The sequence below is a fragment of the Pseudoalteromonas sp. H103 genome, assembly GCF_001469205.1.
Lineage (GTDB): Bacteria > Pseudomonadota > Gammaproteobacteria > Enterobacterales > Alteromonadaceae > Pseudoalteromonas > Pseudoalteromonas carrageenovora.
Genome location: NZ_LOFG01000016.1, coordinates 111,673 through 128,543 on the forward strand (window position 1 = coordinate 111,673; position 16,871 = coordinate 128,543).

Sequence of the window (16,871 nt, forward strand, 5' to 3'; positions counted from 1 at the left end):
CGCTTGGCGCCACCTACGTAACATGAGTGGTCGATAATTTAATAAGGTTTGTTGTGTAATGCTGTTAATGATCGATAACTACGATTCGTTTACGTATAACCTAGTACAATATTTTCAGCGCTTAGACCAAGACGTTTTGGTAAAGCGTAATGACGAAATATCTGTTGCACAAATAAAGCAACTAAACCCGCAGCATATTGTTATTTCACCTGGGCCATGTACGCCTAATGAGGCGGGCGTATCACTGAGTGTTGTTGAGCAGCTAAAAGGGCAGTTTCCTATTTTAGGCATTTGCCTAGGGCATCAAACTATTGCGCAAGCATTAGGCGGTGACGTAATTAGAGCCAAAAAAGTAATGCACGGGAAAACATCGCCCATAGTGCATACTAATAAAGGTGTATTTAAAGGTTTGGTAAATCCATTAACGGTATGTCGTTATCATTCGCTGGTGGTTAAGCATCAAAGCCTACCGAGTGAATTAGAAATAACAGCATGGAGCCAAACCGAGCAAGGTGAGTTTGGCGAGATTATGGGCTTACTTCATACCGAGCTTGCAATAGAAGGTGTGCAGTTTCACCCTGAAGCAATTTTAACTGAGCATGGTCTGCAATTGCTTGATAACTTTTTAACTCGCTTCTAATGTTATAATACAAAACGCATTTTATATTAATTGAATGGATGCCATGACTGAACTTGTAACCCAGCAGCGTATTGCCAAAGTATTAGACCAACGAGCACATGATTTATTGCTTGGGCACAGCTTTGCACATCAGCAAATTGGTTTCATTCATACCCTTGATATAGATTACGGCGAACCGATGAAGCAGCGCACCTTGTTGCAGGTTGAAGTGGCCGCGCAACAAAAGCGCCAGCAAAGCAGTACAGCACATCATAAATATCGTGCACAAGCGAGTGAACAGCTGCATAAAGTAATCGAAACCGCAATTTTTAAACAGCTCGAAGATATGGACGGTGTTATACACAGCACCATAGGTATTGAAGACGGCATTGCCAGTATACTCGATATACTTGCAGTAAAATCGGCATCTGTTGGGCGCCTTGAGCCCTTAGTTAACGATTTAAGCTGGCTAGGTCGCGAGCTTGTAACCTTGGTTAATTTGCCTTATTACCGTAATCAACGCAGTAAAAACACTTCAGTTAAAGTAGACAGCCCCTCATTGGCGCTTCGTTATATTGGGCTTGATAACTTACAGCTAGTCATTCCTACATTTGCAGTACGTCATTGGATGCCACACAGTACTGATCCATTTTCACTTTTAAAGCGCAGGCTACGCGACAGCGCGATGGCCAATGCTATTGCAGCACAAAAAATAGCAGAGCTTAACGAGGTAAACCCCATACATGCTTTTACTTTGGGTATGTTATTAGATGTAGGGCGAATTGCATTAGTACGTTTATATTTAAAAACGTTTGAGCAGGTATGGCAGCGCAAAGTACAAATTGCACGACAAGAGCAACAAAAAGACTTACACACTGCTTTATTAGAGCTAAAACCCGACCCGCTATTTTTAACTACGTTACTTAGTAATAAGTCTTTAGCGATAAGCGCTCAAGTTATTGAGCAAATGGCGTTTAAGTATTTACCGTTTAAAGGAGTAATGCAGCAGCTTGTTCATGGTGTAGATAAAAATGACGAAATGCTACCTTTAACCAACATTATGCTAAAAGCACGTTGTTACTCTCAATATCTCAATTTAAAAGAGCACCAACTTATTGAGCCCGACGAAACACTGTCGTGGTTTTCGTATTTTAAGTTCACTAAAACGGAACTAAAAACCCTTCAAACAAGTAATTTTACCAATTTAGCTATCCAAATTGACTAAAAATCTGAATTTTTTGTTAATTTTTTTGCGACTAATCATTCATCCTACACGCTTTCCTATAGTAACTTATTAGCGCTCAAAGCTAGCCGCAGTTCAATGCGCAGCCGCAAAGAGCCTAAAAAAAGATGTTTATTCACTTTGCTAATAGTTATTCACTATCTATGAAATAATATCCCAAGCCCTTTATTTTCAAGGGGTAGATGAAAGTTTTTAACGAGACAGTACTCATTAATTCTGAAATAATGTGCGTCTGAAAATTGAACCACAAAGCAATTTTGCGCAATTATCAGAGTCTGATTTTGCCTATAAAGTTGGTTACAAATATTAACCAAACACCTATTTTGATGTTTTGTGTTGCTCACAATTAAGAGGAAATAAAATGACAGTCAATCGCGAATTATTTGATCAAGTAATGGTTCCTAACTACGCACCTTCAAGCGTAATTCCTGTTCGAGGCGAAGGCTCTCGCGTATGGGATCAACAAGGTCGAGAATTTATCGATTTTGCTGGTGGTATTGCAGTTAACTGTCTAGGCCATTGCCACCCTGCATTAGTAGGCGCATTAAAAGAGCAAGGCGAAAAAATTTGGCATCTTTCAAATGTAATGACCAACGAGCCAGCACTTCGTCTAGCTAAAAAAATGGTTGATGCTACCTTTGCCGACAAAGTTTATTTTGCCAACTCTGGTGCAGAAGCAAACGAAGCCGCACTTAAGCTAGCGCGTCGTTTTGCACTTGATAAATTTGGCGCAGAAAAATCACAAATCATCGCATTCAACAAAGGTTTCCACGGTCGTACATTCTTTACCGTAACTGTTGGCGGCCAAGCGGCATACTCAGATGGTTTTGGTCCTAAGCCTGGCGATATTGTTCATTGTGATTACAACGACCTAGCTGCTTTTGAAAAACTAATTAGCGACAAAACATGTGCAGTAATGATGGAGCCACTTCAAGGTGAGGGCGGTATTGTTTCGCCAACTGATGAGTTTGCTCAAGGTGTTCGCGATTTATGTACTAAACACAACGCACTGCTTATTTTTGATGAAGTACAAACAGGTGTTGGCCGTACTGGCGATTTATACGCATACCAAGGCTTAAACGTAGTACCTGATATTTTAACTTCAGCTAAAGCACTTGGCGGCGGTTTTCCTATTGGCGCTATGATCACAACTACTGAGATTGCACAGCATCTTAAAGTAGGTACTCACGGTTCTACATACGGTGGTAACCCACTAGCGTGTGCTGTTGCAGAAGCTGCATTTGATACTGTAAATACACCTGAAGTACTTGCTGGCGTAAAAGAAAAAGCAGCGCTATTTAACGAGCTACTTGCAGCGGTAAACGAAAAATACAACGTATTTAGCGAAATCCGCGGCCAAGGTTTATTAATTGGTGCAGTAGTAAACGAGCAATATAAAGGCCGTGCTAAAGAGTTTTTAGTAGCGGGTACTGAGCAAGGCTTAATGTCATTAGTGGCAGGCGCTGACGTAGTTCGTTTTACTCCTTCACTAGTCATTACCGAAGCAGACATTCGCGAAGGTATGGCACGCTTTGAAAAAGCAGTAGCAAGCGTAGTAAACGCATAAACTACTCTAGCTAAGTAATTAAGGGCAAACCCTGTTTGCCCTGTAAATCCTATTTACCGTTATTTATAAGGGAGCAAGCGGACTCATGATGATCCTTCGCCCAATCCAGCAAAATGATTACTCAGCATTACTGAAAATTGCCCACGAATCAGGGCATGGTTTTACGTCTTTGCCTTTAAATGAAGAGCTATTACAAAAGAAGATTGACCATTCAGTAAGCTCATTTGCTAAACAAACGTCACAACCCGGTGACGAAGGCTACTTGTTTGTTCTTGAAGATAGCGAAACCGGTGAAGTAGTTGGCACATCTGCAATAGAAGCAGCTGTTGGCCTTGATGATGCATTTTATCATTACCACTTAAGTAAAGTGATTCATTCATCACGCACATTAGACGTATACAAAGCGGTTGATATTTTAACGTTATGTAACGACTACACCGGTGCAACAGAATTATGTACGCTATTTTTAAAAGATGGATATCGTAAAAACTGTAACGGTAAACTTCTTTCAAAAGCGCGCTTTATGTTTATTAAGCAACATCAGGCGCGTTTTGCACAAACCGTAATCGCAGAAATGCGCGGTGTGTCTGACGAAAGCGGCAGTAGCCCTTTTTGGCAGTGGTTAGAAGAGCACTTTTTCTCAATGGACTTTCCTACAGCCGACTACCTAACAGGTATTGGCCAAAAGGTATTTATTGCAGAGCTAATGCCAAAGTACCCAATTTACGTAAACTTGCTAAGCAAAGATGCGCAAGCGGTCATTGGTAAAGTGCACGACAACACACGCCCAGCTATTGAGCTTTTAAAAAGCGAAGGTTTTACGTTTAACGGCTACGTAGACATTTTTGACGCCGGCCCAACGGTTGAAGCAAAAGTAGATAACATTGCCACTATTCGTAATGCACATAACTTTAAAGTTGAAATAGGCGAAGCATCAGGCGACACCATGGTGCTTTTAGCCAACGAAAAGCTTGAAGGTTTTAGAGCAACTGTAGCGCCAATGTCGTATGACAACAGAGCAGACAGCCTTGTTTTATCGCAAGAGTTAGCCGATGCATTACAACTACAATCTGGCGATATTGTTAGCGCAACCCCAGTTTAATTTAGGAGAAAGTATATGACTCATCCTGCACAATTTATTAATGGTCAATGGTCACAAGGCCAAGGCACAGAATTTAACTCAGTAAACCCTGCAAATAACGACGTTATTTGGCAAGCATCATCAGCAACTGCTGATCAAGTTGATGCCGCTGTAAATTCAGCGCGTGAAGCATTTTACGCATGGGCTGATAAAAGCTTTGCTGAGCGTTTAGAAATAGTTAAAGCATTCGCAGCACAATTAAAAGAAAACAGCGAAGAGCTTGCAATTACTATTGCTCAAGAAACTGGTAAGCCACTGTGGGAAACGCGTACTGAAGCGGGCGCTATGGTTGGTAAAATTGCCATTTCTGAAAAAGCATTTTTAGAGCGCACTGGCGACGTAGAAAACGCAATGCCATTAGGGCGTGCCATGATCCGTCATAAGCCACATGGCGTGGTAGCGGTATTTGGCCCGTATAACTTCCCAGGGCATTTACCTAACGGGCACATTGTTCCTGCGCTTTTAGCGGGTAACACGGTTGTGTTTAAACCATCAGAGCTAACACCAAAAGTTGCCGAGCTTACGCTTAAACTATGGGAAAAAGCAGGTTTGCCAGCAGGCGTCATTAACCTTGTTCAAGGTGAAGTAGAAACGGGTAAAGCCCTTGCTGCTCACAAAGGTATTGATGGCTTGTTCTTTACCGGTTCTTCACGCACGGGTCATATTTTACATGAGCAGTTTGCAGGTCAGCCGGGTAAAATTTTAGCGCTTGAAATGGGTGGCAATAACCCACTTATTATTACCGACGTTGAAGATACTAAAGCAGTTGTACACGATATTATTCAATCGGCGTTTATTTCAAGCGGCCAGCGTTGTACGTGTGCACGTAAATTGTTTTTACCTAAAGGTAGCAAAGGCGATGCAATTTTAGAGCGCCTTATCACTGCAACTAAAGCCATTAAAGTAGGTAACTACGATGATGCAGATCAGCCGTTTATGGGCTCTATGATCTCATCAGCGGCAGCAGCAGGCATGGTTAAAGCACAAAGCGAGCTTGTTGAACTTGGCGCTCAAGTATTAGTAGAGCTTGAGCACACAGCAAATACTGGCTTTGTAACGCCGGGTATTATTGAGTGTTCAGCTATTAGTGATTTCCCAGATGAAGAACATTTTGGACCACTTTTAAAAGTATTCCGTTTTGAGAGCTTTGACCAAGCAATTGATAAAGCAAACGACACAACGTTTGGTTTATCAGCTGGCTTACTAAGTGACAGCGAAGCCGACTATGACCACTTTTTACGTCGTATTCGCGCGGGTATTGTTAACTGGAACCGCCCAATTACTGGCGCATCAAGCGCAGCACCATTTGGTGGTATTGGCGCGTCGGGTAATCACAGAGCAAGTGCGTATTACGCAGCCGATTACTGTGCATACCCAGTTGCTTCTGTAGAGCTTGAAAAAGTAGCGATGCCGGCAACATTAAGCCCAGGCTTAAAAATAGATTAATTACTACTTAATTACTACAAAAGCAGCTTCGGCTGCTTTTTTTGTATTGCTATCGCGCAAAGCTAGTAATTAGCAGCACTTTCTGCTTAAATCTAATCAATTAACGTTTTTAAGGTGACAGTAATGGTTTTAGACAGGCAAGGGTACGATGATTTGATCATGTATCTAACTCAAAATTTAGCTTTATTTGAGAAGCCAGGCGAAATTAAACCAGGTGCACCTACGGTTATGGAACTAATTGAAGACGTAATAGCCCATAACGTTATGCTTATTTGTGAGCAACACACAAACCTTAATACCGAACAACGCAGTCAAATTGTGCGTGAAGTTGACGGGATAGTTTACGATTTACAAGAAGTCCTTAGTAGCATTACCTCACAGCCTGTTACGGTTGAACAGCATGCCTTTATAGACGAGTTTGCAAGCTTAATTAAAAACTTGTTCGATAGCGCTGTAACTCAAGAGTCTTAATTTTTAGTTAGTGCCTTTTACTAACTGCGCGCCTGTTATATACCTATTAATGCAGATTGGTATACAATCAAGAAAATATTTTTTGAGATATACACATGCAAGCAAATGTAAAATGGGTTGAAGGCGATACATTTATTGGTCGTTCTAATTCTAACCACAATGTTGTTTTTGATGGTGGTAGCGATAGCGCAGCACCAAGCCCAATGGAAATGGTTTTAATGTCAGTTGGGTGTTGTTCATCAGTTGACGTGGTGAGCATTTTAAAAAAATCAAAACAAGACTTTTCAGACGTTCAAGTACAATTAAGTGCTGAGCGCGCAGAAACAGCCCCACGCGTATTTACTAAAATCAACTTACACTTTGTTGTTAAAGGCAATAATGTGTCGGAAAAACACCTTGCTCGTGCAGTTTCGCTCTCTGCGGAAAAGTATTGTTCGGTGGCTTTAATGCTTGATAAAACAGTAGAAATTACCCATAGCCACGAAGTTGTGCAAGAACAGGTAAAATAACGCTTTTTCCATGAGGAAAATTCGTATAAAATCCGCGAACTTTTCATTCTGCAGGTGCAGATTTCACTAATTTATAGGTTGGTTTATTATGAACAAACCCTTCGATAAACTTAAACTTCATGGTTTTAATAATTTAACTAAAAGTTTGAGCTTTAGTATTTACGACATTTGCTACGCAAAGACCGAGCAGCAACGTAAAGAATATATTGAGTATATCGATGAGCAGTACAGTGCAGATAGACTAACCGACATTTTAGGTGAAGTTGTTGATATTATTGGTGCCAACATTTTAAATGTAGCTCGCCAAGATTATGAACCGCAAGGCGCAAGTGTAACTATTTTGGTTTCGGAAGAACCAGTAGAAGAGCAGCAAAATTACGATGCTGACGAAGCACCAGGTCCATTACCTGATTCAGTTGTTGCGCACCTAGATAAAAGCCACATTTGTGTACACACATACCCAGAAGCTCACCCTGATGATGGTATTTGTACATTCCGCGCTGATATTGAAGTATCTACGTGTGGCATTATTTCGCCACTTAAGGCGTTAAACTTCTTAATTCATAGTCTTGAGTCAGACGTAGTAACAATTGACTACCGTGTACGTGGTTTTACCCGCGACATTAACGGTGTTAAACACTACATAGACCACGCTATTAACTCAATTCAAAACTTTATGACAGAAGATACCAAAGAAGCGTACCAAATGATGGACGTGAACGTGTATCAAGAAAACCTGTTCCATACCAAAATGATGTTAAAAGAAACCGACTTAAATACCTATTTATTCGGCCTTTCTACTGATGAGTTATCGGATGAAGAAGAAGAAGAGATTCGCTCTAAACTGACTCGTGAGATGCAAGAAATATTCTATGGCCGTAACCTGCCAGACACAGAATAAGCACAACGATTTAAATTAAAAATGGCGCTCAGTGAGCGCCATTTTTTATGGGGTAATGTTTTGCTATTAATTAAGCATACTGTAAATAAGTGCAAATACAGCAAGCGACCCAACCGCTAATATAAACAGTGTGCTTAAGCGATTTCGATACTTGCTCAGCGCAGGTACTTTGTACACGGCAATCATAGGCATAATAAATAAAATCATCGCAATGATAGGGCCAGATAGCTGATCCATCATGTCTAAAATGCTCGGGTTTTTAACCGCACAAAACCAAATAGCAAAAAACATAATGAGTACGCCAATTTTATCGGCTACTTTTGCACTCAAGCTTGTTTGTTTAGTTACTAAACCGGTAAAGCTTTCGCGTGCACCTAAAAAGTGACCTAAAAATGACGAGGTAATAGCAATAAACGCAACAAGCGGCCCAAGAGTGGCAATAAACGAATTACTCGTGATGTTAGCTAGGTACGATAAAATAGATACGTTAGCGGCTTTAGCGGCAGCCATTTGCTCGCCTGTAAGCGACAGCACACAAGAGAACACAAATAACAGTACAAAGGTAATAAGCAGTAAGCTAGTACGCTTTAAAATAGCCTCTGCTTTGTTAGTTGCTTGATTGCCATAATGACCACGCTGCACATTAACAAAGCTTGAAATAGCCGCCGCATGGCTAAACGAAAATACAATAATAGGCACCGACAGCCACAGCGTTTTAGTAAAGTTGCCCGCTTCAGGTAAGCTCATATCAGGCATTTGCCAGCTAGGTATTAAATAAAGCGATAAAAAGAATAATATACCCACAAGCGGATACACCAAAATTGCAAATGCGCGAAGCATTATTCGCTCACCGCCCATCATTAGGCTTATCATGCCTGCAACCAATACGCCCGAAAGCATCACGCGAGATGGTGACTCAAGCCCCATTTGGTTAACCATAAAGCTATCAACGGTATTGGTTAAGCCTACGCCGTAAATAAGCAAAATAGGAAATATAGATAAAAAGTATAATAAAGAGATTAACCTGCCAGCAGTCACACCAAAGTGCTCCTCAACTACATCGGTAAAATCGGCATCTTTATTTTTTGACGAAAGTACAAAGCGCGCTAACCCACGGTGCGATAAAAAGGTCATTGGAAACGCTAAACACGCCAATATAATTAACGGCCAAAAACCGCCAATACCAATGTTAATAGGTAAAAATAAAATACCCGCGCCTACTGCGGTACCAAAAAGGCTTAATGTCCACTGCGTATCGTGCAGATTCCATTTAGAAAAGTGTGTGTTTGAAGGTGTGTGTGCACCTGCTGTTGATGCATTTGAAAGCGTTGCATCTTGTGATGGTGTCATGTGTGTGCTCATCCATTATTTAAATAATAATCGCGCGCAAGAATATAGTTTTTAGCTAAAACTTTCATGTTTTGAGGGTGTTTGTAGACTAATTAATTAGACACCGTTGCAGCAAAAGTGTCATGAATACGAAACAGCGCTGTAAAAGTGAGCAACCTCCACCAGTAGCTGTACCCCATTACAATTTAAATAGACTGGCTAGAGCGTAGCGAAACCCAGCACGCCATAGCGTCATACTGCAGCAAAGCCAAAATAAGCGGTTGTAATAACGGTAAAATAGGGGAGGCCATTTTTATTGATTCCAACTAAAAATCAAAGTTTGTTCACAAAATCTGTTAAGTAGCAGCCATTGCTTAGAACTTCATAAGAGATTTATTCTAAACTCCGTTATACTTCCTGTAATTTGATATGCCAAACGAAGTAAACAGGCTGCTAACTGCAATGAGCAAAGACATTCTTTTCCATACTATTTTTGCACACGAAACCAGTAAAACATGGGTCGTATTTGTCCATGGTGCAGGTGGTAGTTCGGCAATCTGGTTTCGTCAGCTTAAAGCCTATAAAAAAGAATATAATGTGTTGTTGCTCGATCTTCGTGGTCACGGTAAATCGAATAACTTAGTGCAAAACTTTGTAGATAATAATTACTCGTTTAATAAGGTCTCTAAAGACATTATCGATGTGTTAGATCATAACAATATCCCTAGCGCACACTTTGTTGGTATTTCATTGGGCACTATTCTTATTCGCAATATTGCTGAAATTGCGCCGCAATATGTTTCTAGCATGGTGCTAGGTGGTGCAGTGACTCGCTTTAATACTCGCAGTAATACACTGGTTTATTTAGGGAATACGTTTAAACACTTCTTGCCTTATATGTGGCTGTATCGCTTATTTGCTTTTATTATGATGCCAAAAAAGCGCCATAAAGAATCTCGACTTTTGTTTGTTCGCGAAGCAAAGCGCTTGTGCCAAAAAGAGTTTATAAAATGGTTTAAATTAGCCATGGACGTAAACCCCTTAATGCAGTACTTCAAAGAAAAAGATATCGATATACCCATCCTTTACATTATGGGTAAAGAAGATCATATGTTCCTTGGCCCTGTTAAAGAAATGGTAAAGCGCCATAAAAATAGCGTACTACAAACTATTCACCATTGCGGCCATGTTTGTAATGTAGAACGCCCAGACTTATTTAACCAGCACTCGCTTGCCTTTATCGCCCAGCAAAATCGTTAAGGGTTGTCGCTTTTAAAAAGCGTCCAATTAATGGCAAGTACTCAGTAATGAAACTAAAACAGCCACCCTTAGCAAATTGGAACGGGTCATTCTTTTTTTGTTTTCGTACCAAACTAAAAACTGGGAAGTCTAGACAATGCCTGCCGCTGAAGTAATAAACCCAACATGTCATAGCGTCATGGAAGTCTTAAAGTCAAGATAGACTGTTTTCATAACGAACAGCCTATCCGAATATAATATTTATAATTAGTAATAACCTACACGCTTTGATATTAATAGAAGCTCGCAAAGTGAGAATATTCCACGTAATGATAGAAAAGAACCTCTCAAAACTTGGAGGTATTGCCTTTCACGAGAAGCTATTAGTGCCACAAATTAGGAGTGACTTACATGAGTGGGGATATGTTTGGAATAAGCCTAAATGATTGGCTTGAAGGAACAATCGCAAAGGTTAAAAATAATGAGCCTTGGAATAAAGCGTGGATAAATACCTATAAGGATTTAGGTGGCCAAAGTTTAGAAAGTGGAAAAAAATCTTGCCCAAAGAACGCCGCGAGAGTGTTATATCAAAACGGGAGAATTGCAGGATATGATGAAAGTTATAAAACAGTCTCATTCCAGGAGGTTATAGAGAATGATTCTGTAAATGGGGTTTATGCTCTTATGGCTATTGATGAACTAAAACAAAATAATAGTATTGAACTTAGTTCGCTCGTAAAAGCTGTCCATTGCAAATTCGATAAGCAGTTTGGTTCAGCTCCTAACTCAGATCAAGGTGCTATAAAATTAACATTCAAACTATGGCATTTGAATAAAATTGTTCAACAATAAGCTAAAGCTATCACTTGTCTTGCTGACAACTGATAGCTAACCACTCAAAACTGCTCTTACTCTTCTATCGCACTCACTACAAAATACGGATTCAAGTATTCATCTTTGGTGTTATAAATAAGCGGGCTGCCATCAAGTTGGGTCACTTTAGCACCGGCTATTTCGGCGATGGCGTGGCCTGCACCTGTATCCCATTCGCACGTTGGGCCTAAGCGCGGGTAAATATCGGCGCTGCCCTCAGCCACTAAACATAATTTTAGTGAGCTGCCTTTTGAGACCATTTCAACGTCGTCAAAGCGTTTTACAAATTCGGCTAAATCCGGTGATGGGTGCGAGCGGCTACCTACAACACGTATTAGGCCTTTATTAGGCTTTGTAGTTACTTTAAGCTCTATGCGCTCATCGCCTTTGTCTTTAAAGGCGCCAATGGCCTCTGCGGCAAGGTACGATACGCCAAGTGCTGGGGCATCAACTACAGCAAGTACAGGTTTACCGTTTTCGATTAGGGCTATGTTTACGGTAAACTCGCCGTTCTTTTTAATAAACTCTTTAGTGCCGTCGATGGGGTCTACTAACCAGTAGCTTTTCCAGGTTTGGCGAATATCCCATGTTATATCGGCGCTTTCTTCACTGAGTATAGGTGTGTCGGGAGTGAGCTGTTTTAGCCCTGCCACAATGACTTTATGAGCTGCTAAGTCGGCGTCGGTTACTGGGCTTTCATCGGCTTTGTATTCAACGTTAAAGTCCTTTTCGTAAATCCCCATTATGGCGTTGCCTGCTTTGCGGGCAAGGATAAGGGTTTCTTCTAGTAGCTCGGTTTGGTTCATTGGGGTTAACCTATAATATGCTTTTGTTTTAGATACGTTATCAGTTGAGTAACCGATTGGTCTAGGGTGTTTTTACTGGTATCTAAAATTATTTCTGGGTTGCTAGGTATTTCGTAGCTTGAGTCGATTCCGGTGAAGTGTTTTATCTCTCCTGCGCGGGCTTTTTTGTATAAGCCTTTAGGGTCGCGGCTTTCACATACATCCAGAGGAGTATCTATAAATACCTCAATAAATTCGCCGTCGTCTACTAAGTTACGGACCATGTCGCGCTCAGCTCTAAATGGTGAGATAAACGCTGTAAGCACTAATAAGCCTGCATCGGTCATTAGTTTGGCTGTTTCGCCAACGCGACGTATGTTTTCAATGCGGTCTTCGTCGCTAAAGCCTAGGTCTTTACATAAGCCGTGGCGTACGTTGTCGCCATCGAGCAGGTAGGTGTGCGCACCTTGCTGGTTAAGCGCCGCTTCTAATGCATTTGCTACGGTGCTTTTGCCAGAACCTGAAAAGCCAGTAAACCATAAAATGGCAGGCTTATGCTTTTTTTGCTCGCTACGCTGCGCTTTAGTGGTTGCATAGTTATGCCAAACAATATTTTCGTCCATTGTGTAATCTCTTTTAAATGCCCTAGGTATTAAAAAGGAAATACCAGTGGGATCAGGGTTAATACCGTGATTGAATAAATAATAGAAAGGGGTAAGCCCATCACTATGTAATCTTTTAAGCGATAGTTACCTGCACTATAAACCATTAGGTTAGTTTGATACCCAAATGGCGATATAAAACTGGCTGATGCGCCAAAGGCTACCGCCATAATAAACGGTAGTGGGTCTACATTAAAGCCAACCGCTAATGAGTAAGCCACTGGGAATGAAAGCGCAGCTGCGGCGTTATTAGTTATAAGCTCAGTAAATAATACGGTCATTAAAAATATGGCTATAAACGCGCCATACGGGCCAAAATCCCCTAATACCATAAACAAAGCGCTTGATATTTGACCGGCAAGCCCGGTGCCTATCATTAATTTTGCAAGTCCTATAGCGCTGCCTACTACAACCAGTAACTCAAGCGGAAAACGGCGCTTTACTTCGTTAAGCTTTATTGTGCCGCTAAGCATTAGGCCAATTAAAAGGACTAATAAACCTTTAACAAGTGGCACTACCGAAAAAATGCTTAAACCCAGTACTGCAGTAAAGCTTAGTAATACAATGTTTGATTGTTTAGGGGCTAAATGCGTTTGTAAGTCGAGCCCTGATATATACACAAATTCGCGTTTTAAATTAGGTAGGCTGTAAAAGTTTTTACCTGGTGCGAGTATTAGCGAGTCGCCTGCTTGTAATTGCACTTGCCCAAGGCCTCCTTGTAAGCGATCATGCCCGCGGCGAATAGCAATAACTGCAGCATGAAACTGCTCTCTAAAGCGGACTTCTTTTACGGTTTTACCTATAAATTTAGATGATTGGCTTACAACAACTTCTACTAAGTGCTCTATGTCTTTTTGATGATTGTCGTGAACTACTTTTAAGCCGTCGAAACGGGTAAGTAATGGCACCGATTTAATATCACCTACAAAAAGCAGTACGTCGTTTTGCCTAATAATTTGCTGAGGTGTTACTGCGTATATACGCTCATCGCCGCGGATAATTTCCGCGAGGAATAAGTCTTTTAAATCACGTAGGCCGTTTTCTTCTACGGTGCGGCCAATTAATTTAGAGCCTGACTGTACTTTACCTTCGAGGTAAAAAGGAATCACTTCCTGATCGCTTTTACCGTTGTCGGGCAGGTATTTAAGCATTACTAAAATAGTAATGAGGCCCACACTTAATGCGCCAATGCCTACAAGTGTAAAATCAAAAAAGCCAAGTGGTGCCATGCCTGCATCTACTGCAAAGCCATTAACTATTAAGTTAGTAGATGTACCAATAAGCGTAATGGTGCCGCCTAAAATAGCGGTGTACGACAGTGGTAATAATAGCTTTGATGGAGAGTGATTAGGATTGTCTTTTATGGCAGTAATAAGCGATGCAACCACCGCAGTGTTATTAGTAAACGAGGATAAAAAAGCGGTTGATAGCCCAAGCTTTGTTACCGATTTTACTAAACTACCTTTAGATAGTGATTGCGATAGTTTTTGAATTAGGGTGGTTTTTTCGATAGCGGTCGACACTAATACCAGTAATACCAAAGTAATAAGTGACGGGTTAGCATAATTTACTAACATGTTTTCAAGATCAATTAACCCAGTTAAATAGCTTGTACCAATGGCACTTACAAATAACCATGCTGGACTAATGCGGGTGCCAAAAAGGCACCCGACTAAGGTAAGCATAATGCCTGTTAAAACGAGCTGTTCTACCATGCTTTTAAATTCCTAACAGACATTTTTTTACTTACAGTTTTGAAATATCAAGCGCTTGCCAGTGCGGAAAGTGCTTGCGTACTAAGCTATTAAATTCAACTTCAAAGTCGCTAAAATCGCTTTGTTGTTTTTCGCTTTTTAGTACTTGCTCAATCATACCTGCTGCAACCGTTAAGTTAGATAAGCGGTCAATCAGAATAAACGAGCCAGTTTCGTGATTGTTGTGATACTCGTCAGCTAAAATTGTTTCGCTTAGTTCGAGCGTTACAATGGCGATTTCGTTTAGCTGAAGTGAGTCGGCTGTGCCGTGCTCTAGGGTATTTACATCAATGGTGTGATCAATCTTTTTAACCACGGCTGATGTATTTTTACTACCTAGCTTAATGTTGTAGCTTTTACCTAGTACAAGCGGCGCTTCGTGCATCCACACAAGTTTTGCTTGAACAAGGTTAGTGACTGTAGCTGTTGAGCTTGCAGGTACTATTACATCGCCGCGGCTAATATCTATTTCGCTATTAAGGGTAACGGTAATTGCTTGGCCAGCCTCTGCGTGATCTAGGTTGCCATTAAAGGTCACAATTTCTTTGATGCTTGATGTTTTACCCGACGGTAATACTTTTACTGCATCGCCAACATGTAACTTACCTGATGCCAACGTACCCTGAAAACCACGGAAGTTTAAGTTAGGGCGTACTACGTACTGCACTGGTAAGCGTGCTTCAAAACCGGTATCGGTTTCTGCTGCTGGTGAGTCTTCTAAAAGCTCAAGTAATGGCTTATCTGTGTAATAAGGCGTATGTGCAGAGCGCGTTACTACGTTGTCGCCTTTAAGCGCCGACATAGGTACAAACTTAATGTTTGATACGTTAAGTTGCTCAGCAAATTTAAGGTAATCGGCCTTAATTTTTTCATAAACGGTTTCGTCAAAATCAACGATATCCATTTTATTTACTGCTACAACAAACTGCTTAATGCCTAGCGAGTCACAAATAAAGCTATGGCGTTTAGTTTGCACTTGCACACCGTAGCGAGCATCAACCAAAATAATAGCTACATCACTTGTTGATGCGCCTGTTACCATGTTGCGGGTGTATTGCTCGTGCCCTGGGGTATCGGCAATAATAAATTTACGCTTAGCAGTTGAAAAATAACGATACGCTACGTCAATGGTAATGCCTTGCTCGCGCTCAGCTTGTAAGCCATCTACCAGTAGGGCTAAGTCGAGCTCTTCGCCTGCGTTACCTACTTTTTCGTTATCTTTATGAAGGGCTGCAAGCTGATCTTCATAAATTTGGTGGCTGTCGTGCAAAAGGCGGCCAATCAGTGTTGATTTACCGTCATCTACGCTGCCACAGGTAAGCATGCGTAATAAGCTTTTATCTTGTTGGCGTGCTAGGTAGGCGTCTATGCCAATTTCTTTTACTTCGTTAATTGTGTCGTTAGTATTGGTAGACATTAGAAATACCCCTCACGTTTTTTCTTCTCCATTGAGCCTGCTGAGTCGTGATCTATTACACGGCCTTCACGTTCAGATGACGTAGATAACAGCATTTCTTCAATAATTTCAGTTAGGTTGCTAGCTGTAGATTCAACTGCACCCGTAAGTGGGTAACAGCCTAAAGTACGAAAACGTACCGACTTCATTTGTGGTACTTCACCATCAGCAAGTGGCATGCGCTCGTCGTCCACCATAATTAAGGTGCCGTCGCGCTCTACTACTGGGCGCTCTTTAGCTAAATAAAGCGGAACCATTTCGATGTTTTCTTGGTAAATGTATTGCCAAATATCAAGCTCAGTCCAGTTAGATAGTGGGAATACACGAATGCTCTCACCAGGGTTAACTTGGCTGTTGTAGGTATTCCAAAGCTCCGGGCGCTGGTTTTTAGGGTCCCAACGGTGGTGTTTGTCACGGAACGAGTAAACACGTTCTTTTGCGCGAGACTTTTCTTCATCGCGACGTGCACCACCAAATGCAGCATCAAAGCCGTATTTATCGAGTGCTTGTTTTAAACCTTGGGTTTTCATTATGTCAGTATGTTTACCTGAGCCGTGTTCAAATGGGCTTATGCCCATTTCTATGCCTTCTGGGTTTTTATGTACCAGTAGGTCAAAGCCGTATTCTTTTGCAATACGGTCACGAAACTCAATCATTTCACGAAACTTCCAGTTGGTGTCTACGTGTAATAACGGAAACGGAATTTTTGCAGGGTAAAATGCTTTACGCGCTAAGTGCAAAAGTACCGACGAATCTTTACCAATAGAGTAAAGCATTACTGGGTTCTCAAACTCAGCGGCGACTTCGCGCATGATTTTGATACTTTCAGCTTCAAGTTGCTGAAGGTGAGTTAAAGCCATTGTTAGTCGTCCTACT

16 protein-coding genes are annotated in these 16,871 nt (G+C 41.2%); 10 read left to right on the forward strand and 6 right to left on the reverse strand.

What is annotated here, in order from left to right:
• Nucleotides 1-58 precede the first annotated feature (58 nt).
• The 8 genes from ATS74_RS12700 to speD all read left to right on the forward strand — a co-directional run bounded on the left by ATS74_RS12700 (nt 59) and on the right by speD (nt 7,897).
• Nucleotides 59-640 carry an anthranilate synthase component II gene (locus ATS74_RS12700; RefSeq protein WP_058549260.1) on the forward strand — a complete coding sequence of 194 codons (582 nt, stop codon included), beginning with the start codon at nt 59-61 and terminating at the stop codon, nt 638-640.
• 43 nt (nt 641-683) lie between these two features.
• A complete protein-coding gene (locus ATS74_RS12705) occupies nt 684-1,844 on the forward strand; it encodes an HDOD domain-containing protein (RefSeq protein ID WP_058549261.1) in 1,161 nt (386 codons plus the stop codon).
• 379 nt (nt 1,845-2,223) lie between these two features.
• The gene (locus ATS74_RS12710; RefSeq protein ID WP_058549262.1) at nt 2,224-3,429 is read left to right on the forward strand and encodes an aspartate aminotransferase family protein; all 1,206 of its coding nucleotides are present in this window, start codon (nt 2,224-2,226) and stop codon (nt 3,427-3,429) included.
• Nucleotides 3,430-3,514: 85 nt separating this feature from the next.
• Nucleotides 3,515-4,531 (forward strand): arginine N-succinyltransferase, encoded by a 1,017-nt coding sequence (astA, locus tag ATS74_RS12715; protein ID WP_058549263.1) that lies wholly within the window; start codon nt 3,515-3,517, stop codon nt 4,529-4,531.
• Between the two features lie 15 nt (nt 4,532-4,546).
• Nucleotides 4,547-6,016 carry a succinylglutamate-semialdehyde dehydrogenase gene (astD, locus tag ATS74_RS12720; RefSeq protein WP_058549264.1) on the forward strand — a complete coding sequence of 490 codons (1,470 nt, stop codon included), beginning with the start codon at nt 4,547-4,549 and terminating at the stop codon, nt 6,014-6,016.
• A gap of 123 nt (nt 6,017-6,139) precedes the next feature.
• On the forward strand, nt 6,140-6,487 hold the full coding sequence (locus tag ATS74_RS12725) for a DUF3802 family protein (RefSeq protein WP_058549265.1): 348 nt from the start codon (nt 6,140-6,142) through the stop codon (nt 6,485-6,487).
• 95 nt (nt 6,488-6,582) lie between these two features.
• A complete protein-coding gene (locus tag ATS74_RS12730) occupies nt 6,583-6,996 on the forward strand; it encodes an OsmC family protein (protein ID WP_058549266.1) in 414 nt (137 codons plus the stop codon).
• A gap of 88 nt (nt 6,997-7,084) precedes the next feature.
• Nucleotides 7,085-7,897, forward strand: coding sequence for an adenosylmethionine decarboxylase (gene speD, locus ATS74_RS12735; protein WP_058549267.1), 813 nt, complete (start codon nt 7,085-7,087; stop codon nt 7,895-7,897).
• A gap of 66 nt (nt 7,898-7,963) precedes the next feature.
• On the opposite strand, the gene ATS74_RS12740 is transcribed toward speD, so the two are convergent.
• Nucleotides 7,964-9,247 (reverse strand): aromatic amino acid transport family protein, encoded by a 1,284-nt coding sequence (locus ATS74_RS12740; protein ID WP_058549268.1) that lies wholly within the window; start codon nt 9,245-9,247, stop codon nt 7,964-7,966.
• Nucleotides 9,248-9,688: 441 nt separating this feature from the next.
• On the opposite strand from ATS74_RS12740, the gene ATS74_RS12745 reads away from it, so the two are divergent.
• Nucleotides 9,689-10,486, forward strand: coding sequence for an alpha/beta fold hydrolase (locus tag ATS74_RS12745; RefSeq protein WP_058549269.1), 798 nt, complete (start codon nt 9,689-9,691; stop codon nt 10,484-10,486).
• Nucleotides 10,487-10,876: 390 nt separating this feature from the next.
• Complete coding sequence (locus ATS74_RS12750) at nt 10,877-11,317, forward strand: DUF6979 family protein (protein ID WP_058549270.1); 441 nt, start codon at nt 10,877-10,879, stop codon at nt 11,315-11,317.
• 56 nt (nt 11,318-11,373) lie between these two features.
• On the opposite strand, the gene cysQ is transcribed toward ATS74_RS12750, so the two are convergent.
• The 5 genes from cysQ to cysD are packed head-to-tail and all read right to left on the reverse strand — an operon-like array spanning nt 11,374 to nt 16,855.
• Nucleotides 11,374-12,144 (reverse strand): 3'(2'),5'-bisphosphate nucleotidase CysQ, encoded by a 771-nt coding sequence (gene cysQ, locus ATS74_RS12755; protein WP_058549271.1) that lies wholly within the window; start codon nt 12,142-12,144, stop codon nt 11,374-11,376.
• Nucleotides 12,145-12,149: 5 nt separating this feature from the next.
• Nucleotides 12,150-12,746: an adenylyl-sulfate kinase gene (gene cysC / locus ATS74_RS12760; protein WP_058549272.1), complete on the reverse strand. Its 597-nt coding sequence runs from the start codon at nt 12,744-12,746 to the stop codon at nt 12,150-12,152.
• A 29-nt stretch (nt 12,747-12,775) separates the two neighbouring features.
• Complete coding sequence (locus ATS74_RS12765) at nt 12,776-14,500, reverse strand: SLC13 family permease (protein ID WP_058549273.1); 1,725 nt, start codon at nt 14,498-14,500, stop codon at nt 12,776-12,778.
• A gap of 31 nt (nt 14,501-14,531) precedes the next feature.
• Nucleotides 14,532-15,956 carry a sulfate adenylyltransferase subunit CysN gene (gene cysN, locus ATS74_RS12770; RefSeq protein ID WP_058549274.1) on the reverse strand — a complete coding sequence of 475 codons (1,425 nt, stop codon included), beginning with the start codon at nt 15,954-15,956 and terminating at the stop codon, nt 14,532-14,534.
• Complete coding sequence (gene cysD / locus ATS74_RS12775) at nt 15,956-16,855, reverse strand: sulfate adenylyltransferase subunit CysD (protein ID WP_058549275.1); 900 nt, start codon at nt 16,853-16,855, stop codon at nt 15,956-15,958. Before cysD ends, cysN begins: the two co-directional genes overlap by 1 nt.
• Between the last annotated feature and the right edge of the window lie 16 nt (nt 16,856-16,871).